16 protein-coding genes and 1 rRNA gene are annotated in these 19,924 nt (G+C 60.7%); 12 read left to right on the top strand and 5 right to left on the bottom strand.

Features of this window, described 5'->3' with window-relative positions; genetic code table 11:
• Positions 1-110, top strand: a 5S ribosomal RNA gene (gene rrf, locus ACQ4WO_RS25145); the annotation flags it as partial.
• 238 nt (positions 111-348) lie between these two features.
• Here the strand turns inward: rrf and ACQ4WO_RS25140 are convergent.
• Complete coding sequence (locus ACQ4WO_RS25140; protein ID WP_139090509.1) at positions 349-909, bottom strand: acyloxyacyl hydrolase; 561 nt, start codon at positions 907-909, stop codon at positions 349-351.
• Positions 910-1,178: 269 nt separating this feature from the next.
• Here ACQ4WO_RS25140 and ACQ4WO_RS25135 point away from each other — a divergent pair, with 269 nt between their 5' ends.
• The gene (locus ACQ4WO_RS25135) at positions 1,179-2,075 is read left to right on the top strand and encodes an NAD(P)-dependent oxidoreductase (RefSeq protein ID WP_436483718.1); all 897 of its coding nucleotides are present in this window, start codon (positions 1,179-1,181) and stop codon (positions 2,073-2,075) included.
• A gap of 1 nt (position 2,076) precedes the next feature.
• On the opposite strand, the gene ACQ4WO_RS25130 is transcribed toward ACQ4WO_RS25135, so the two are convergent.
• The gene (locus ACQ4WO_RS25130; protein WP_436483716.1) at positions 2,077-3,270 is read right to left on the bottom strand and encodes a M20 aminoacylase family protein; all 1,194 of its coding nucleotides are present in this window, start codon (positions 3,268-3,270) and stop codon (positions 2,077-2,079) included.
• Between the two features lie 206 nt (positions 3,271-3,476).
• Here ACQ4WO_RS25130 and ACQ4WO_RS25125 point away from each other — a divergent pair, with 206 nt between their 5' ends.
• From ACQ4WO_RS25125 to ACQ4WO_RS25110, 4 genes are all read left to right on the top strand, one after another.
• On the top strand, positions 3,477-5,552 hold the full coding sequence (locus ACQ4WO_RS25125) for a molybdopterin-containing oxidoreductase family protein (RefSeq protein ID WP_436483714.1): 2,076 nt from the start codon (positions 3,477-3,479) through the stop codon (positions 5,550-5,552).
• Positions 5,553-5,554: 2 nt separating this feature from the next.
• Entirely contained in the window at positions 5,555-6,604 is a 1,050-nt protein-coding gene (locus ACQ4WO_RS25120; RefSeq protein ID WP_436483713.1) for an aminopeptidase, read from the top strand.
• A gap of 277 nt (positions 6,605-6,881) precedes the next feature.
• Positions 6,882-8,564 (top strand): long-chain fatty acid--CoA ligase, encoded by a 1,683-nt coding sequence (locus ACQ4WO_RS25115; protein ID WP_034745464.1) that lies wholly within the window; start codon positions 6,882-6,884, stop codon positions 8,562-8,564.
• A 60-nt stretch (positions 8,565-8,624) separates the two neighbouring features.
• Positions 8,625-10,307: a long-chain-fatty-acid--CoA ligase gene (locus ACQ4WO_RS25110; RefSeq protein WP_436483711.1), complete on the top strand. Its 1,683-nt coding sequence runs from the start codon at positions 8,625-8,627 to the stop codon at positions 10,305-10,307.
• On the opposite strand, the gene ACQ4WO_RS25105 is transcribed toward ACQ4WO_RS25110, so the two are convergent.
• Positions 10,304-11,476, bottom strand: coding sequence for an acyltransferase family protein (locus tag ACQ4WO_RS25105; protein ID WP_436483709.1), 1,173 nt, complete (start codon positions 11,474-11,476; stop codon positions 10,304-10,306). The genes ACQ4WO_RS25110 and ACQ4WO_RS25105 overlap by 4 nt on opposite strands.
• Before the next feature lie 230 nt (positions 11,477-11,706).
• Here ACQ4WO_RS25105 and ACQ4WO_RS25100 point away from each other — a divergent pair, with 230 nt between their 5' ends.
• Positions 11,707-12,498 (top strand): LytTR family DNA-binding domain-containing protein, encoded by a 792-nt coding sequence (locus ACQ4WO_RS25100; protein ID WP_436483708.1) that lies wholly within the window; start codon positions 11,707-11,709, stop codon positions 12,496-12,498.
• On the opposite strand, the gene ACQ4WO_RS25095 is transcribed toward ACQ4WO_RS25100, so the two are convergent.
• Both ACQ4WO_RS25095 and ACQ4WO_RS25090 read right to left on the bottom strand, forming a co-directional pair.
• A complete protein-coding gene (locus tag ACQ4WO_RS25095) occupies positions 12,495-14,087 on the bottom strand; it encodes an alkaline phosphatase D family protein (protein ID WP_436483706.1) in 1,593 nt (530 codons plus the stop codon). The two genes, ACQ4WO_RS25100 and ACQ4WO_RS25095, sit on opposite strands and share 4 nt — an antisense overlap.
• Positions 14,088-14,108: 21 nt before the next feature.
• A complete protein-coding gene (locus ACQ4WO_RS25090; RefSeq protein ID WP_052139932.1) occupies positions 14,109-14,549 on the bottom strand; it encodes an acyl-CoA thioesterase in 441 nt (146 codons plus the stop codon).
• A 61-nt stretch (positions 14,550-14,610) separates the two neighbouring features.
• Between ACQ4WO_RS25090 and ACQ4WO_RS25085 the strand changes: the two genes are divergently transcribed.
• From ACQ4WO_RS25085 to ACQ4WO_RS25065, 5 genes are all read left to right on the top strand, one after another.
• A complete protein-coding gene (locus tag ACQ4WO_RS25085) occupies positions 14,611-16,461 on the top strand; it encodes an ABCB family ABC transporter ATP-binding protein/permease (RefSeq protein WP_436483704.1) in 1,851 nt (616 codons plus the stop codon).
• 195 nt (positions 16,462-16,656) lie between these two features.
• Positions 16,657-17,613: an amino acid ABC transporter substrate-binding protein gene (locus ACQ4WO_RS25080; RefSeq protein ID WP_166446591.1), complete on the top strand. Its 957-nt coding sequence runs from the start codon at positions 16,657-16,659 to the stop codon at positions 17,611-17,613.
• A 98-nt stretch (positions 17,614-17,711) separates the two neighbouring features.
• A complete protein-coding gene (locus tag ACQ4WO_RS25075; RefSeq protein ID WP_436483703.1) occupies positions 17,712-18,461 on the top strand; it encodes an amino acid ABC transporter permease in 750 nt (249 codons plus the stop codon).
• A gap of 1 nt (position 18,462) precedes the next feature.
• On the top strand, positions 18,463-19,155 hold the full coding sequence (locus ACQ4WO_RS25070; RefSeq protein ID WP_166446590.1) for an amino acid ABC transporter permease: 693 nt from the start codon (positions 18,463-18,465) through the stop codon (positions 19,153-19,155).
• A 19-nt stretch (positions 19,156-19,174) separates the two neighbouring features.
• On the top strand, positions 19,175-19,900 hold the full coding sequence (locus ACQ4WO_RS25065) for an amino acid ABC transporter ATP-binding protein (RefSeq protein ID WP_076571831.1): 726 nt from the start codon (positions 19,175-19,177) through the stop codon (positions 19,898-19,900).
• The last annotated feature ends 24 nt before the right edge of the window (positions 19,901-19,924 follow it).

Raw genomic sequence — 19,924 nt, 5'->3', positions numbered from 1 at the left:
GATGACCATAGCAAGTTGGTCCCACCCCTTCCCATCCCGAACAGGACCGTGAAACAACTTTGCGCCGATGATAGTGCTGCAACCAGTGTGAAAGTAGGTTATCGTCAGGCTTGTTATTCGCAGTAGAGAGAAACCCGTCAAGCAATTGGCGGGTTTTTTTTCGTCTGAGGGTTTATGGGGCGCGGGTGGTGTCGGCTTACGCGCTGCGCGCTAAGCCGACCTACGGTCAGACCCCCTCGCCCGTTAGTTATGCACTTTGCGTTTGCGGCATGGAGGGTCTGACTCCGGCTGTTCAACAGACGAAAAAAAGGCAGCGCTACGCGCTGCCTTTGTCATTTATCACCTTCATTAAAAGTGATAAGCGACTTTGACGTTCATGTAATTGACGCCGCTATTTGGTTTCTTGTAGCCGCCGTTCGAGAAATGCTGGATCTTCGCAGCGACTTCCCATTTGTTATTGAAGACATAGCCGACGCCGATATGGTCGCCGAACTGGAAGTGGGTCGACAGGCGGTCATCGTCGTTGTTGTACAGTTTCGACAGCATGTGCACGCCGATGCCGGCTTCCGCATAAAAACCTAGCTTGTTCGTGTTTTCAAAACGGAACACGGGAGTAAAGCCCAGGTCCCACAGTTTTTGGTGCTGTCCTGGGACATTCTGATAGCTCTTGGCATCCCAGCCGCCGATGCTGGCATCCCAGTAACCGCTCAGCTGCGTGCCATTCGATACAAACCAGGCTTTATCCCAGTTCGAGGTCACGCCAGCGCGTACCATTTGTACCTTCACGCCCTTGGCATATTCGCCGTAGACGGAGTCGATCAGTTTGTCGTCGGCGGCAAAGCCGGCGTTAGCCGCCATCAGCGCGGCAACGGCGGCGATGGATTTGAGGAGATTCTTCTTGAAGGACATAGAGACTTTCATCGTAAAATTGGCCGTCAGGCTTGTCTTGTTTGCGCAGGCACCTAAAGTAACCCCCCAATAAATTATTGTGATTTCTGACTTTCATAACCGGCGCTCTGCGGCGTTGCTCACTGCTCGCAGTGCTCGCACTGCGTCGCAGCGAGCGCCTTGCATAGCATCCGGTTCTGTTCGTCATAAATTCACACTAATTTCCCGAGGATTACTTAGTTTTGCACACTACTCCCGCCACCTGTTTGATCTCAGAGGTTGAATTGACATTGTCTACAAAAATCGCATTTCTCGGTATTGGCCTGATGGGAGGGCCGATGGTTCGGTGCCTGCTGCGCGCTAGATATTCTGTCACAATTTGGAATCGCACGCACAGCAAGGCCCAAGTCCTGCGTGCGGCAGGGGCGCAGCCCGCCGTTTCCGTGGCTGAGGCGGTCAGCGGCGCGGACGTGGTCATCTCGATGCTGGAAGCCGGTCCCATCGTGGCGCAAGTGCTGCAAGAGGCGCTGCCGGCCTTGTCCACTGGTGCGCTCTGGGTCGACATGAGTTCCACCAAGCAATCGGAAGCCCAGCAATTTCATGCCATTTTGCACGCTGCGGGGCACGGCTTCATCGATGCGCCCGTGTCGGGTGGCGTTGGCGGCGCACAGGCGGGCACCCTGGCCATCATGGCAGGCGCCAGCGCCAGCGATTACACGAAGGTTGAAACGATTCTGTCGGCCATGGGCCGCCCGACTCTGGTGGGCCCGGCCGGCAGCGGTCAAGTAGCCAAGCTGTGCAATCAGCTGATCGTCGGTGCGACATTGACGATCGTGGCAGAAGCGCTGTTGCTGGCCCAGGCGGCGGGCGCCGATGCGAGCGCCGTGCGGGCGGCCATTCGTGGCGGTTTTGCAGAGAGCAAGATTCTGGAGGTGCATGGCCAGCGCATGCTGGAGCGTAATTTTGTTGCCGGTGGCCAGGTGAAGAGCCAGATCAAGGATATGCACAACATTCTCGCGGCGGCCGAAGCGGCCCACGTCACCTTGCCGGTGACGCAACTGGTGACGCAGCGCTATGAAACCCTGGCCACCAGCCACCCGACGGCCGATCACGCGGCGGCCTTGCTGGCCCTGGAAGCGTTGAATCCGGGCCAGCGTCTGGGCGCCGGTCCGGATCAGCTGAGCTGATTCAAGCGATGGGCAGGCTCGCTTCGGCCAGCTTGACCCAGAAACTGGCGCCGATCGGCAACAGATTGTCGTTGAAGTCGTAGCTGCCATTGTGCAAGACGCACGGACCCAGGCCGTGGCCGCCATCGCGGTGCTCGCCATCACCATTGCCGATGAAGATGTAGCAGCCGGCCTTTTCTTGCAGGAAGAAGGCGAAATCTTCGGCGCCCATGGTCGGCTCGACATTTGCGTTGACCTTGTCCGCGCCCACCACGCTTTTCATGACTTCGACGGCAAACGCCGTTTCTTTCGGGTGGTTGACCAGCGGCGGATAGTTGCGCTTGAAGTGGAAATCGACTTCGGCGCCAAAGGCGGCGGCCGTGTGCACGGCGATCTCGCGCATGCGCTCTTCGATCAAGTCCAGCACGGGCTTGGTGAAAGTGCGCACGGTGCCGACCAGGCTGGCGTCATCGGGAATCACATTGGTGGCGCTGCCTGCATGGATTTGCGTGATCGACAGCACGGCCGTGTCGAGCGGACTCTTGTTGCGCGTGATGACGGTTTGCCAGCTTTGCGCGATTTGCACGGCCACCATGACGGGGTCGATGCCTTTGTGAGGCTGGGCCGCGTGGGCGCCCTTGCCTTTGACGGTGACGTGGAATTCATTGCTGGACGCCATCATGGGCCCTTCCACCACGCTCAGGGTACCCGTTTCGGCGCCTGGCCAGTTGTGCATGCCGTAGATGGCATCCATGGGAAAGCGCGTAAACAAGCCGTCTTCGATCATTTCGCGCGCGCCGGCGCCGCCTTCCTCGGCCGGCTGGAAGACCAGATACACGGTGCCGTCGAAATGGCGGTGTTGTGCCAGATAATGGGCGGCGCCCAGCAGCATCGCCGTATGGCCATCGTGGCCGCAGGCGTGCATCTTGCCCGGGTGGCGTGAAGCATGCTCGAAGGTATTCATTTCCTGCATCGGCAAGGCATCCATGTCGGCGCGCAGGCCGATGGCCCGTGTCGACGTGCCATTTTTGATGATACCGACCACGCCAGTGCGGCCCAGGCCGCGCACCACGGGGATGCCCCATTCCGTCAGCTTGGCGGCGACCACGTCCGAGGTGCGCTGTTCTTCGTAGCACAGCTCGGGATGCGCGTGCAGGTCGCGGCGGATACCTTGCAGCTCGGATTGAAACGCCAAGATCGGATCAACTAGTTTCATGGGACTCTCCTGTGGATGCTGGCACGCAGCAATGTATGGCGCGCCGAACCGCGCTTGCTTGATCGAAAACAGGCGCGGCTAATAGTGCATTGTAGCCCTTGTTTGCCGGGTAAATCCAGCGCACGGACGTGCTTGCCACGGCGCCAACAGCAAGCGCGCGGAATGGTTTACAGTATCGCCTTCCCCCAACGTTTTTGGATTGCCCCATGACCACCACCCAAGTGCGCGCCGCCTGCCCGCTCGACTGCCCCGATACCTGCGCCTTGCTGGTCACCGTGACCGATGGGGTGGCCACGGCCGTCAAGGGCGATCCTGACCATCCGACCACGGCTGGCGTGCTGTGCACGAAGGTATCGCGCTTCACGGAGCGCACCTACCATGCGGACCGCCTGCTGTATCCGCTGCGCCGCGTGGGAAAAAAGGGCGAAGGCAAGTTCGAGCGCATCAGCTGGGAAGAAGCGCTGCAGACCATCGCCGCCCGCTTGAAACCGATCGCCGCGCGCGATCCGCAGGCGATCTTGCCGTACAGCTACTGCGGCACCATGGGCCTGGTGCAAGGAGAATCGATGTCCTCGCGCTTCTTCAACCAGCTCGGCGCGTCCCTGCTGGACCGCACCATCTGCGCCTCGGCCGGCGCCACGGGCTACCGCTACACGGTGGGCGCCAGCATCGGCACGGACATGGAGCAGTTCCAGAACGCGAAATTGATCATCATCTGGGGCGGCAACCCGATCGCCTCGAACCTGCACTTCTGGATGCGCGCGCAAGAGGCCAAGCGCAATGGCGCGACCCTGATTGCCATCGATCCCTACCGCTCGCTGACGGCCGAAAAATGCCACCAGCATATCGCCTTGCTGCCGGGTACCGATGCGGCCCTGGCGCTGGGCTTGATGCATGTGCTGATCACGGAAGACTTGGTCGACCACGACTATATCGCGCAGTACACCATCGGCTATGCTGAACTGAAACAGCGGGCCCTGGAATGGCCGCCCGAGCGCGTGGCCGGGGTGTGCGGCATCACGGCTACGGAAGTGCTGGAACTGGCGCGCCTGTACGGCCAGGCATGCCGCTCTGGCGAGGGCGCCGCCATCCGTGCCAACTACGGCGTGCAGCGCGTGCATGGCGGCGGCATGGCCGTGCGTAATATCGCCTGCCTGCCTGCGCTGACGGGCGCCTGGCGCCATCCGGCCGGCGGCATGCAGCTGTCGAGCTCGGGTTCCTTCCCCGTCAACCGCAAAGCCCTGCAGCGTCCGGATTTGCTCAAAGGCACGCCGCGTACCATCAACATGAGCACCATCGGCGACGATTTATTGAAAGAAAGTTCCGCCGAGTTCGGCCCGCAAGTCGAGGCCGTGATCGTCTACAACTCGAACCCGCTGGCCGTGGCACCCGACTCATCGAAAGTAGCGCAGGGTTTCGCCCGCGAAGACTTGTTTACGGTCGTGCTCGAGCATTTCCAGACCGATACCGTCGATTACGCCGACATCGTGTTGCCCGCCACCACGCAGCTGGAACATGTCGATGCGCACTCCACCTACGGCCACCTGTACATGATGGCGAATAACGCGGCCGTGGCGCCGCTGGGCGAAGCGAAGGCGAATACGGAAATCTTCCGCCTGCTGGCGCAGCACATGGGCTTTGATGACCCGTGCTTCCAGGAAAGCGACGACGCGCTGGCGGCCAAGGCGTTCGATACGAGCGATGCGCGCGCCGTGCATTTCGATTGGGAATCGCTGAAACGCACGGGCTGGCAAAAGCTGGCCATGGCCGAGGCGCCATTTGCCACAGGCGGTTTCCCCACGCCATCGGGCAAGTGCGAGTTGTATTCCAGCGCCATGGCGCAGGCGGGACTCGATCCCTTGCCGGCGTACATCGCGCCGCACGAATCGCTGGCCAGCAATCCCGGGCTGGCGGCCCGTTATCCGCTGGCCATGATTTCTCCGCCGGCACGCAACTTCCTCAACTCCACCTTTGTGAACGTGAAAAGCTTGCGCGCGGCCGAAGGCGAGCCGCACCTCGATATCCACCCTGACGACTGCGCCGCGCGCGGCATCGCGGCTGGCGACATGGTGCGCATCTTCAACGACCGCGGCAGCTTCGTTGCCAAGGCCAGGGTGACGGACAAGGCGAGACGCGGCCTGGTGGTGGGCTTGTCCGTATGGTGGAAGAAACTGGCCAGCGACGGCAAGAACGCCAATGAAGTGACGAGCCAGCGCTTGACGGACATGGGCCGCGCGCCGACCTTCTACGATACGCTGGTCGAAGTGGAAAAGGCTGGCTGACCATGGCGCGCTGGCCGGCCCGCTTGCTTGTCGGCATGCTGTGCCTGTCGCTGGGCGGCTGCACGCAGCTGCGTTACTACACGCAGGCGGCGCAGGGACAATATGCGCTGTGGTCAGGCGCGCGCCCCATCGGCGACTGGCTCGATGACCCGGCCACCGAACCGCGCCTGAAAGTGCGCCTGGCCAAGGCGCAGCAGATTCGCCGCTTTGCCGTCAGCGAGCTGGATTTGCCCGACAATGGCAGCTACAAGAACTACGCCTCGCTGCGGCGCCCCTTCGTGCTGTGGAACGTGGTGGCCACGCCGGAACTGTCGCTGCAGCCGCTGCAATGGTGTTTTCCCATCGCCGGCTGCGTCAATTACCGCGGTTATTACAGCAAGGAGGAGGCGCTCGCGTATGCCGACGAGTTGCGGACCCAGCATTACGACGTGCAGGTGGGCGGCGTGCCCGCGTATTCGACCCTGGGCTGGTTCGACGATCCCTTGCTGTCGACCTTTATCAATTACAACGATGCGGAACTGGCGCGCCTGATTTTTCATGAACTGGCGCACCAGGTGGTGTACGTGCCCGGCGATTCGGCCTTCAACGAGTCGTTTGCCAGTGCCGTGGAAGAGGCGGGCGTGCAGCACTGGCTGGCGCGCGAGGGCAATGACGCGATGCGCGCCGCGTACGCCCAGTATGCGGCGCGGCGCCAGGATTTCCTGGCCCTGCTGCTGACATACCGGGGCGAACTGGAAGCCGTGTATGCGAGCGATGCCAGCGATGCGGACAAGCGTGCGCGCAAGGCGCAAGTGTTTGCGGCATTGCAAGACGCGTATCAGGTGCTGAAGAAAAACTGGGGTGGCTTTGCCGGTTACGACCGCTGGTTCGAGCAGCCGTTGAGCAATGCGCACCTGGCTTCCGTGTCTACCTACAATGAATTTTTGCCTGCCTTCAAAAAATTGCTGGAAGAAAAAAAGAACTTTCGTGCTTTTTATGCTGCAGTGCACACAATGGCCCAGATGAACAAGCCTGAGCGCAGGCTTGCGCTGGAACAATTGTCCAGCCCCTGACCCGTAAAGATTGTCCCGTACGCCGAGCCAGACGATCCTGCAACAGTGTATTTATCATGTTGCGTTGCAGCATAAAATACCCCTAGAGTTGCCGCTCGAATACTGTTGAAAGCGCTTGCATGGAAGCGCGGCGCCCGATAGCATCGCATTAGTAGCATAGAGCAATTGCTCGTCAGAATGCTCAAACTGACTGCAGGACAACAGAATCCGCAGCAATGATCCGCGCCGGCAGGGTGCGCCGGCTCCCCCACGATTATTCGAGACAAAGAGGCACAGGATGGAAAAAATTTGGCTGAAGTCGTATCCTCCCGGCGTCCCCGCCGACATCGATCCTGATCAATATCGTTCGCTGGTGCATCTGCTGGAAGAAGCGTTTCAAAAATATGCGGATCGCAATGCCTATGTCTGCATGGACAAATTTCTCACCTATGCCGAACTCGATACCTATTCGCGCCAGCTTGGTGCCTGGCTGCAAAGCCGTGGCCTGAAAAAGGGGGCGCGTGTGGCCCTGATGATGCCGAACGTGCTCCAGTATCCGGTGGCGATCGCCGCCGTCTTGCGCGCCGGCTACACGGTAGTCAACGTCAATCCTCTCTATACGCCGCGCGAACTCGAGCATCAGCTCAACGATTCGGGCAGCGAGGCGATCATCGTGCTGGAAAACTTTGCCCATACCTTGGAGCAGGTGCTGGCCAAGACGGCAGTCAAGCACATCATCGTGGCCAGCATGGGCGAAATGCTGGGCGGCTTGAAGGGCGCGATCGTCAATTTTGTCGTGCGCAACGTCAAGAAGATGGTGCCCGCGTATTCCTTGCCGAACGCCATGCGTTTCAAGCAGGCGCTGGCGCTGGGCAGCCGCATGAAACTCACGCCTGTCGAGCTGAGCATCAATGACGCTGCCTTCCTGCAATACACGGGCGGCACGACGGGCGTGTCGAAAGGCGCAACCTTGAGCCACCGCAATGTGATCGCCAATGTGCTGCAGAGCGAAGCGTGGTCGGGCGCGGCGCTCGACCAGAACAGCAAGGAACAGATGATCGTCGTTTGCGCCTTGCCGCTGTACCATATCTTTGCCCTGACGGCGTGCGCGATGTGGGGCACGCGCGTGGGCGCCCTGAATATCCTGATCCCGAATCCGCGCGATATCCCGGGCCTGATCAAGGAGCTGGGCAAGTACAAATTCAACCTGCTGCCAGCGGTCAATACGCTGTATAACGCGCTGGTGAACCATCCCGATTTCGCCAAGCTCGATTTCTCGGGATTGAAGATCGCCAATGGCGGCGGCATGGCGGTGCAGCAAGCCGTCAACGATAAATGGCTGCAAGTGACGGGCGTGTCCATTATCGAAGGCTATGGCCTGTCGGAAACGTCGCCCGTCGCCACCTGCAACCGCGCCGATACCACGGTGTTTTCCGGCACCATCGGTTTGCCCGTGCCATCAACCGATATCGCCATCCTCGACGATGACGGCAAGGAAGTACCGCTGGGCCAGACGGGCGAAATCGCCATTCGTGGCCCGCAAGTGATGAGCGGCTACTGGAACCGTCCCGATGAAACGGCCAAGGTCATGACGCCTGATGGCTACTTCAAGTCGGGCGACGTGGGCATCATGGACGAGCGCGGTTACGTGAAGATTGTCGACCGCAAGAAAGACATGATCCTCGTCTCCGGCTTCAATGTGTATCCGAACGAAGTGGAAGCCGTCATCGCGGCCCATCCGGGCGTGCTCGAGTGCGCCTGCGTGGGCGTGCCGGACGAACATTCTGGCGAAGCCGTGAAAGTGTTTGTCGTGCGCAAGGATCCAAACCTGACCCAGGCAGTGCTGGCCGCGTATTGCAAGGAACAATTCACAGGCTACAAGCGGCCGAAATACATCGAGTTCCGCGATGAACTGCCGAAGACCAACGTCGGCAAGATTTTGCGTCGCGCCCTGCGTGACGAAACGAAGACAGCAGCATAAACAGTGCAGGGTGTGCGCATCAGGCTGCACACCCTTTCTACAGATAAAGATGAGGCATAGATGGACAAGATTTGGTTGAAGTCGTACCCGGACAGCGTTCCCACAGAGATTGATTGCACGCAATACCGGTCCGTCACGCATTTGCTGGAAGAGTCGTTTCAGAAATACGCGGACCGCAACGCGTTCGTGTGCATGGATAAATTCCTCACCTACCGCGAGCTCGACAAGCTGTCGCTGCAGATGGGCGCCTGGCTGCAAAGCAAGGGGCTGAAGACGGGCGCGCGCGTGGCGATCATGCTGCCGAACGTGCTCCAGTATCCGGTGGCCATGGCGGCGATTTTGCGCGCCGGCTACACGGTGGTCAACGTCAACCCGCTGTACACGCCCCGTGAATTGCAGCATCAGCTGATCGATTCGGGCAGCGAAGCGATCATCGTGCTGGAAAACTTCGCCACCACGGTCGAGCAAGTGCTGCCGCACACGCAGGTCAAGCACGTGATCGTCGCCACCATGGGCGACATGCTGGGCGGACTGAAGGGCACCATCGTCAACTTCGTCGTGCGCAAGATCAAGAAAATGGTGCCCGCGTTTTCCTTGCCGGGCGCCATCAGTTTCAACAAGATGCTGGCCGAAGGCGCACGCTTGACCCTGACGCCGGTGCAGCAGGGGCATGACGATATCGTCTTCCTGCAATATACGGGCGGCACGACGGGCGTGTCGAAAGGGGCGATGTTGTTGCACCGTAACGTGATCGCTAACGTGCTGCAAAACGAGGCGTGGATTTCGCCCGTGATGACCAATGAAATGCGCGCTACCTCGATGGGATTCATGTGCGCCTTGCCCCTGTATCACATCTATTCGCTGACGGTCAGCGCCCTGATGGGCATGCGCGTGGGCGGCTTGAACGTGCTGATCCCCAACCCGCGCGACATTCCTGGTTTCGTCAAGGAATTGTCCAAGCACAAGATCGTCGTGTTCCCGGCCGTCAACACCTTGTACAACGCGCTGCTGAACAATGCCGACTTCGCCAAGCTCGATTTTTCCAGCTACAAAGTATGCAATGGCGGCGGCATGGCCTTGCAGCGCAACGTGGCCGAACGCTGGCTGAAACTGACGGGCTGCCCGCTGATCGAAGGCTATGGCATGTCGGAAACGTCGCCCGTGGTGACGGGCAACCGCGTCGACATCACGGAATTTACGGGCACCATCGGCTTGCCTTTCCCGTCGACGGAAGTGGCGATTCTCAATGACGATGGCGTGGAAGTGCCGCTGGGCGAGCCGGGCGAGATCGCCGTACGCGGCCCGCAAGTGATGGCCGGCTACTGGCAGCGTCCGGACGAGACGGCCAAGTCGATGACGGCAGACGGCTTTTTCAAGACGGGCGACGTGGGTGTCATGGATGAACGCGGCTACGTAAAAATCGTGGACCGCAAGAAAGACATGATCATCGTGTCCGGCTTCAATGTGTATCCGAACGAGGTGGAAGACGTGGTCGCTTCCTGCCCGGGCGTGCTTGAATGCGCGTGCATCGGCGTGCCGGACGCCAACGCGGGTGAAGCCGTGAAAGTGTTTGTCGTGCGCAAGGATCCGAACTTGACGGTGGAACAGATCCGCGAGCATTGCAAGCATGAATTGACGGCCTACAAGAAACCGAAATACATCGAGTTCCGCGATGAATTGCCGAAGACCAATGTCGGCAAGATCTTGCGCCGTCAATTGCGCGACGAAAAGAAGGTTGCCTAGTTCGCGGCCAGGGCTGTGTCCGCCGCCAGCTTCCGTGCTGGCCGGGCGGGCAAGCCGAAGCAGGGGCGTAGCCAGCTCACCTTGCTGATCAGCAGCGACGTCCCCAGCCAGCAGGTCGCCACCGTGCCGGCCAGTACCAGCAGTGGTTCCACCACTGGCCCAAGCTTCAGGGGCACGAGCCAGTAGGCCAGCACGATGATCGCGCTCTGGTGCAATATGTACCAGGGAAAGACGGCCTGGCGCGCCCATGGCAGCCAGGCAAAAGGGCGGTTCAGGAGCGTATGCGACCAGCCCAGAATGGCGCAGATGGCCAGCCACATATACAGGTTGCGCATGGGCCAGGAGCCGAACGAGGCCCAGGTCAGCAGATTCTCCGAATAAATCTGGTCGAACCCCATGTACACGGCAAACGCGCCCAGGCCCAGCCACAGCGTATGCCAGCGCAGGCGCGCCAGTTCCGCCCACAATCCCTTGTCATTGCCCAGCCACCAGCCATACACGAACATCGTGAAATACATGGCGTGCGCATACCAGTCGTGTACTACCGCATGGGTTTCCGGATAGCGCATTTTGAGGAAGACCATGGCCGCCAAGGGTGGTATGGCTGGCAGGACGAGCAAACGCCCGCCGCGCAGATGCTGGAAGTACGGTTTCATCCGCTCCAGCAGCGGCTGCAGCGCCACCAGCACGACGATGTACAGCAGCAAGTACACGAGATACCACAGATGGTTCCAGGTAAAGCCATATTGCCAGCCATCGAAGGCGCCTGCGGGCCAGGCGTAGCCGCCAAAATAATGGAGCAGGAACTGTCCATAACCAGGCTCGACCAGGCCCTTGCCGACGCCTTCGCAATATGGCTGGACGGGAATGATCACGGCGATGCCGAACAGCAGCGGCAGCAGCAGGCGCTTGATCCTGCGCCACAGGAAGGCGCCGCGCGAGGCCTGCGTCATCATGGCGCACGAGACGCCGGAGATGAGGAAGACGATTTCCATGCGCCAGCGGTTGAGGAAGACCAGCGGCATGTTCAAGGCATCGGTGACGTAGCTGCTGTGCATGTGAAAATGCCATCCATCCATGTACAGCAGGGCGGTGTGATAGACAATCAGCAGGCTGAAGACGAGAAAGCGCAAGGCGTCGATATCGTGGCGGCGGGAGTCCAAGGTCATGATCGTGGGCGATTGATGAAGAAGGCCCCAGCATAGGCAGCGGCGGGGCCGCGAGCCAGCAAAATGGGACTAGTGGACGGCTGGCTGGGACGAATGGATCGCCTGGGACGGGTGTGGGACCTTACAATCATGTAACCAATTTATCGTCCGAGCCCATGCACATCGCTTCCACTGAATTATTGCAACGTTATCAACGCTGGCGTCGCGTGGCCGAGCCAGGATTCTGGATCGTGCTGACTCTGTTGCAGGCCAGCGTCAACAGCTGGCTCGTGTGGCTGGACCTGCAGCGCACCGGGGTCAATACGCCGTTCTGGGAAGTGGCCGTGTGGGAATGGAGCAGCAATCTCGTGCTGCTGGCGCTGGTGCCCGTGGTCGTGCTGGCGGGACAGTACCGGCCGCTGCATCTGGTGTTCCAGCGCCAGAACCTGCGCTGGCACCTGGCGGCGTCGGTCGTCTACAGCCTCGTGCATGTGGCGGCCATGGTGGCCTTGCGCAAGCTGGCGTACTGGAGCCAGGACAGCCACTATGATTTTGGCGCCTGGTGGCGCGAGTTGCCGTATGAATACCTGAAAGATGTGCGTGCTTACTTCCTCGTCTTGCTGGCCGTGGGCTTTTACCAGTTGCTGCTGATGCGCTGGCAAGGCGAAGCGACCCTGCTGGGCGAACCCGACGAAGGGCCGGCCGTGGAGCCGGTGCAGCAGCCGGAGCGCTTCCTGGTGCGCAAGCTGGGCAAGGATTTTCTCTTGCCCGCCGGCGACATCGAATGGATACAGGCCTGGGGCAACTATGTGAATTTGCACGTGCGTGGCCACGATTACCCGCTGCGCTCGACCATGGCCGCCATCGAGCGCCGCCTGGACGGCAAGCGGTTCGTGCGCGTGCACCGCAGCTATATCGTCAACCTCGATTTTGTGCAGGCAATCACACCACTGGAATCGGGCGATGCGCGCGCCATGCTGTCCACGGGCGGCGAAGTGCCCGTCAGCCGGCGCTACCGCGATGGCTTGAAAAGCATTTGCTAGCTGCGCTGCACGCCCGCCTTGCCGTCCTGGACGGTAAAGCGGGCCAGTGTCGCGATGCTCGACGCGCTGTCGCGCACGTTCTCCAGGCCCTGGAACAGGGTCGTGGTTTTCTCCGGCGTGATGTGCATCAACATATAGCCGCGCTTGTCGCTGCGCCCGTAGCGGATGTGCGGGTTCATCGCCACATACTGTTCCGTGCGCGCCTGCGGGCGGGAACTCGAGGTAATCGATGTACCGCAAAACTCGGCGGCCAGCACGGGATTGTTCTTGCCGGTGGGCCGCATGGCGTTGCGGCTCAGTTCGGTGGCATAGAAAGTGTGCACGTCGCCCGACAGCACCAGCGGGTTGCTGGCCTTGCTGCTTTGCAAGGCGTCGAGCAGGTGCTGGCGCGCCATCGGGTAGCCATCCCAGCCATCGGTCCAGACGCGTTCGTCGCCGAGCCGCACGATGGGCACCTGGCTCGATTGCGCCATCAGGGTTTGCTGGGCCACAATATTCCAGCGCGCCGGGGAATCATCGAGGCCCGCTTGCAGCCAGCGCTGCTGTTCTTCTCCCAGCATCGTGCGCTGCGGTTTCAGCAAGTCGGGACAGTTGCGCGTGGTGACGGAATTGGAGCCGCCGCGGCCCGGCCTGGCGCACGCGTGATAGGCGCGGTATTGCCGGTCGTCCAGCACGTGGAAGCGCGCCAGGCGGCCCCAGTCGTAGCGCTGATAGATGCGCATGTCGACAAAGCCCCGCCGGCCCAGCGGCAGCAAACGCAGCGGCATGTGTTCATAAAACGCCTGGTAGGCGGCTGCGCGGCGCTGCAAAAAAGTGGGCGTGAGCAATTCGTCGCGGTCGTTGCCGTAATCGTTGGCCACTTCATGGTCGTCCCAGGTGACGATCCACGGCGCGGCCAGGTGCGCGCCCTGCAAGTCGCGGTCGCTCTTGTATTGCGCGTAGCGGGCGCGGTAGTCGTCCAGGCTGAAACTTTCATGCGTGCGCACGGCCCGGCCCGGATGTTGCAGCTGGTACGGCCCCCACTCATAGATGTAGTCGCCAAGAAAGGCCACCAAGTCGGGCGCGGCCGCGGCGATGTGCCGGTGCGCCGCATAGGCGCCGAATTCCCAGTGCTGGCACGAGGCGACGGCCAGTTTCAGCGAGGAAGGCATGGCGCCGGGTTCGGGCGCCGTGCGCGTGCGACCCACGGGACTGACGGCGTCGCCCAGCATGAAGCGGTACCAGTACCAGCGCCCGGGCGCGAGACCGCCCGCGTCGACGTGTACGCTGTGCGCGAGGGCGGGCATGGCCGTGGCCTGGCCCTTGGCGGCGATGCGGCGAAACGCCTCGTCTTCGGCCACTTCCCAGCGCACGTTTAGGGCGATGGCGGGCGTGGCGGCTGCGTGCAGCGGGTCGTGGCAGATGCGTGTCCACAGCACGACGGCGTCGGACAAGGGCGAACCGGAAGCGACACCGAGCGCAAACGGATAGCCGGCGCCATTCATGCGCGTGGCGGCGCTCGCGCTGGAACCGGACAGCACGCTGCCGGCCGCGGCCAGTGCCGTGATGCGCGCAGCGCTTTGCAGGAAAATGCGGCGCTGGCTATCCATGGTGTGGAATGATTGCGACAATCAAGGTGACAGCAAGGTCTCGATCGGCGGCACCTTGCGCGGCTTGCGGTCGGAGTCCGTCGCCACGTAGATCAGGGTTGCTTCCGTGACTTTCACGATGCATGCCTGCAGGCGGTTGCGCTCGGCATATACCTCGACATTGACGGTGATCGAGGTATTGCCAACCTTGACGATGTCGGCGTAGAAGGAGAGCAGATCGCCGACGAAGACGGGATTTTTGAAGACGAAGGAATTGACGGCGATGGTGGCCACGCGGCCGTTGGCGCGCCGGGTGGCCGGCAAGGAACCGGCGATATCGACTTGCGCCATGATCCAGCCGCCGAAGACGTCGCCGTACACATTGGCGTCGGACGGCGCGGGCATCATGCGCAATTCCGGCATTTTTCCGGCGGGCAGGCCGGAGGCGAGGCAGTTGTCGGGACGGTCTGGGGAGGTGCTCATCTTTTATTCTCATGAAAGGCTACAATTGCCCCGATTGAACCATAAAAAGCCGACCTTCGCCATGCGCCGTTCCCAGACTTCCCCTCCGCCCCGCTCGCCCGCTTCCGCCAGCCACAGCGATTTCGCCACCATCAAGACCTTGCTGCCGTATCTCTGGGTCTACAAATGGCGGGTGCTGCTGGCGCTGCTATGCCTGGTGGGCGCCAAGCTGGCCAATGTGGGCGTGCCCCTCATCCTGAAAAAACTCGTCGACGCCATGACGATCACGGCGGCCCATCCGCAAGCGCTGCTGGTGCTGCCCGTCGGCTTGCTGGTGGCCTACGGCTTGCTGCGCCTGTCGACCACCTTGTTTACGGAGCTGCGCGAATTCCTGTTCGCCCGGGTCACGCAGCGGGCCGTGCGCACCATCGCGCTGCAAGTGTTCCGCCACCTGCACGCGCTGTCCCTGCGCTTCCACCTGAACCGCCAGACGGGCGGCATGACGCGCGACATCGAACGGGGCACGCGCAGCGTCGGCTCGCTCATTTCCTACACCTTGTTCAACATCTTGCCGACCCTGGTGGAAATCACCCTTGTGCTCGGCTACCTGGTCTTGCATTACGATATCTGGTTCACCGTCATCACGGCCGTGGCGCTCGTGTCCTACATCGCATTTACCGTGCTGGTGACGAATTGGCGCACGCATTTCCGCCGCACCATGAACGACCTCGATTCCAAAGCCAATACCAAGGCCATCGATTCGCTGATCAACTATGAAACCGTCAAATATTTCGGCAACGAGGATTACGAAGCGAAGCGCTACGACGAAGGCTTGCAGCGCTATGAATCGGCGGCCGTGAAATCGCAGACTTCCCTGTCCCTGCTCAACACGGGCCAGTCCCTGATCATCGCCACGGCCGTCACCCTGATCCTGTGGCGAGCCACGGTGGGCGTGATCGCCGGCACGATGACCCTGGGCGACCTGGTGCTGGTGAACGCCTTCATGATCCAGCTGTATATCCCCCTCAATTTCCTGGGCGTCATTTACCGCGAAATCAAGCAAAGCCTGGCCGACATGGAACGCTTGTTTTCCTTGCTGAACGAGAACCGCGAAATTGCCGACACGTCGGACGCCCAGCCGCTCGTCACACGGGGCGCGGCCGTGCGTTTTGAACATGTGAATTTCAGCTACGAAGCCAAGCGGCAAATCCTGTTCGACGTGAATTTCCAGATCCCCGCAGGTACGACGACGGCCGTGGTGGGCCACAGCGGCTCGGGCAAGTCGACCCTGTCGCGCTTGCTGTTCCGCTTCTATGAAGTCGATGGCGGCGGCATCACCATCGATGGCCAGGATTTGCGCCATATCACGCAGGATTCTCTGCGCGCGGCCATCGGCATCGTGCCGCAGGATACGGTGCTGTTCAACGACACCATCGAATACAACATCGCCTACGGCAAGCCGGGCGCCAGCAAGGACGCCATCGTGGCGGCGGCGAAAGCGGCATCGATCCATGATTTTATTGAAAGCTTGCCAGATGGCTACAACTCCATGGTGGGCGAGCGGGGCTTGAAACTGTCGGGCGGCGAAAAGCAGCGCGTGGCGATTGCCCGCACCTTGCTGAAAGACCCGGCGATATTGATCTTCGACGAAGCCACTTCGGCGCTCGACTCCAAGGCCGAACAGGCTATCCAGTCGCAGCTGAAGGACATCGCCAAAAACCGCAGCACCCTGGTCATTGCGCACCGTTTGTCGACGGTGGCCGACGCTCAGCAAATCCTCGTGCTCGACCATGGCCGCATCGTCGAGAGGGGCACGCATCCGCAATTGCTGGCGCTCGACGGCCTGTATGCGCAGATGTGGCAACGCCAGCAGGCGAACATGGACGATGAGGCGCAAGAGGACGAGTTGGCGGGTCTGGCGCCGGCAAAATAAATCGGGAATGTGAAATCAGTAGGAAAAATGCTACAGCCGCGCTGATTCCAGCGCGCGTATAGCGCCTATTTGCGGGCAATCGCAGAAAATGGCTGGTCGGGTGCTGAAAATGAAATAAAATTAATTCCAATGGTGGCGTCTGCACCACAGTTGTTTCGTTCGGAGTCCATCCGATTTGTCCGCCCAGGAGAATTTATGAAATTGACCAAAATCTTCGCCACGCTGCTCAGCGTCGGTGTCATCAGCAGCATGTCGCCAGTCCAGGCTCAGGAATTGACCGGCACCTTGGCCAAGATCAAGAAAGCCGGTTCCGTCACCCTCGGTGTGCGCGACGGCTCCGTGCCCTTCTCCTATCTCGACGACAAACAGCAATACCAGGGTTATTCGATCGACCTGTGCATGAAAGTCGTCACCGCCCTGCAAAAGCATCTGGGCCTGAGCGAACTGAAAGTGGTGATGAGCCCCGTCACCTCGGCCAACCGCATCCCGCTGATGGCCAACGGCACCATCGACCTCGAATGCGGTTCGACGACGAATAACCTGGAGCGCCAGCAGCAAGTGGCATTCGCCCCGACCATGTTCGTCATCGGCAACCGCGTGCTGGCGAAAAAATCCTCGAACATCAAGACGCTGGAAGACTTGCGCGGCAAGACCCTGGTCGCCACGGCCGGCACGTCGACCATCAAGCAGATGACCATCCTGAACAAGGAAAAGAACCTGGGCATGAATATCGCCGTCGGCAAGGATCATCCCGAGTCGTTCCTGATGCTGGAAACGGGCCGCGCGGTGGCTGAAGCCAACGACGACATTTTGCTGGCGTCGCAAGTGGCCAACTCGAAAAACCCGAACGACTACGAAATCACCAAGGAAGCGCTGTCGGTCGAGCCGTACGGCATCATGCTGCGCAAGGGCGACCCGGCCTTCAAGAAAGTGGTCGACGATGCGCTGATTCGCCTGTACAAAAGCGACGACATCAACCGCATTTACGCGAAATGGTTTACCTCGCCTATCCCGCCGAAAAACATCAACCTGAAATTCCCCATGCCGCCGCAATTGAAGGCCGTGTTTGCCAATCCGACCGACTCCGGCGACCCGGCCGCGTATGCGGCCGTACCGGAAGCGCAGAAGACCTCGGACAAGCGGAAAAAGTAAAGATTGCGTAACAAACCGGGGGGCGCAAGCCTCCCGTTTTATTTGCGGGACGGGTGGCCGGCTGGCCGCTGTCCTCGGGCTGCATGCGAAGGATGATCATGAATTACAACTGGAATTGGCGCATTTTCTGGGAGATTTCTCCCGATGGCGTGGGCACGTATATGGACACCCTGTGGTCCGGCCTGACCTGGACCCTGGCCACGGCCGGTGCGGCGTGGATCATGGCGCTGATATTGGGCCTGGTGATCGGCACCATCCGCACCTTGCCGAACAAATGGCTGGTGGGCGTGGCCAATACCTACGTCGAACTGTTCCGCAACGTGCCGCTGCTGGTGCAGATGTTCCTCTGGTATTTCGTCATGCCGGAACTGCTGCCGCCGGACCTCGGCGCCTGGGTCAAGTCGCTGCCAAATGCGCCGTTCGTCACGGCCGTGCTGTGCCTGGGATTCTTTACCTCCTCGCGCGTGGCCGTGCAGGTGACGACGGGCATCGAGGCGCTGCCGCGCGGGCAGAAACTGGCCGGCACGGCGCTGGGCCTGACCCTGCCGCAAACCTACCGCTTCATTTTGCTGCCGATGGCCGCGCGCGTCATCATGCCGCCGCTGACCAGCGAATTTCTGAACATCATCAAGAACAGTTCCGTGGCCCTGACCATCGGCCTGATCGAGCTGACGGCCAGCGCGCGCGCCATCCAGGAGTTTTCCTTCCAGGTGTTCGAGGCGTTTTCGGCCGCCACCATCATCTACGTCGTCGTCAACCTGCTGGTGGTGGTGCTGATGCACCTGATCGAGAAAAAGGTCGCCATCCCTGGCTTCATCGTCGCTGGCGCCAAGACGGGAGGACATTGATATGTTCGGCAATTTCGACTTCGATGTCATCTCCCGCTCGTGGGTCTACCTGTTCCAGACCGGCATGGTCTTCACCCTGAAACTGACGGCGCTGGCCATGGTCGGCGGCATCGTGCTCGGTACCGTGCTGGCGCTGATGCGCTTGTCCAGCAACCGCATCGTCTCTGGCGTGGCGTCGAGCTACGTCAATCTGATACGCTCGATCCCGCTGGTGCTGGTGATCTTCTGGTTCTACTTCCTGGTGCCGTATATCGCCGCCTGGATCATCGGCGCCAACGAGCCCGTGAAAGTGGGCGCGTTCTCTTCCGCGCTGATCACCTTCATCATGTTCGAGGCGGCCTACTATTGCGAGATCATGCGCAGCGGCATACAGTCGATCCCGCGTGGCCAGGTGTGGGCTGGCCAGGCGCTGGGCATGAACTACCGTCAGACCATGGGCAACATCGTGCTGCCGCAAGCGTTCCGCAACATGATCCCCGTGCTGCTGACGCAGACCATCGTGCTGTTCCAGGACGTGTCGCTCGTGTACGTGCTGTCGATTCCCGATTTCGTCGGCGCCGCATCAAAAATCGCCCAGCGCGACGGCCGCCTGGTAGAGATGTACGTGTTTGTCGCCGTCGTGTATTTCGTGCTGTGCTATGCCTTGTCGTTCCTGGTAAAACGCCTGCAGAAACGCGTCGCCATCATTCGCTAACCGTAAAAGAAAGAACAAGATGATTGAACTCAATAACGTCAGCAAATGGTATGGCCAGTTCCAGGTACTGACCGACTGCACCACCAACGTCGCCAAGGGCGACGTGATGGTCATTTGCGGCCCGTCGGGCTCCGGCAAGTCGACCCTGATCAAGACCGTCAACGGCCTCGAGCCGATCCAGCAGGGGCAGATCATTGTCGACGGCATCACCGTCAACGATCCGAAAACGAATCTGTCGAAACTGCGCGCCCGCATCGGCATGGTGTTCCAGAATTTCGAGCTGTTCCCGCATCTGTCGATCCGTGAAAACCTCACCATCGGCCAGATCAAGGTGCTGGGCCGCAGCGCCGACGAAGCCAATGCCAAGGGCTTGAAATACCTGGACCGCGTGGGCTTGCTGTCGCAGCAGGACAAGTTCCCCGGCCAGCTGTCGGGCGGCCAGCAGCAGCGCGTGGCGATCGCCCGCGCGCTGTCGATGGACCCGATCGCCATGCTGTTCGACGAGCCGACATCGGCGCTCGATCCGGAAATGATCAACGAAGTGCTCGACGTGATGGTGGGTCTGGCGCAGGAAGGCATGACGATGATGGTCGTCACGCACGAAATGGGCTTTGCCCGGCGCGTGGCCAACCGCATCGTCTTCATGGACCAGGGCAAGATCATCGAAGATTGCAGCAAGGATGACTTCTTCAACACGACGCGCTCGGACCGCGCACGCGATTTCCTCGCCAAGATCATCCATTAATTTTCCATCACGTTGAAGTTGAGT

It is taken from the genome of Janthinobacterium aestuarii, from assembly GCF_051380835.1.
Taxonomy (GTDB): Bacteria; Pseudomonadota; Gammaproteobacteria; order Burkholderiales; family Burkholderiaceae_D; genus Janthinobacterium; species Janthinobacterium aestuarii.
The sequence above is the reverse complement of the archived record's forward strand: the minus strand, read 5'-3'. Positions and strand labels throughout refer to the sequence as shown.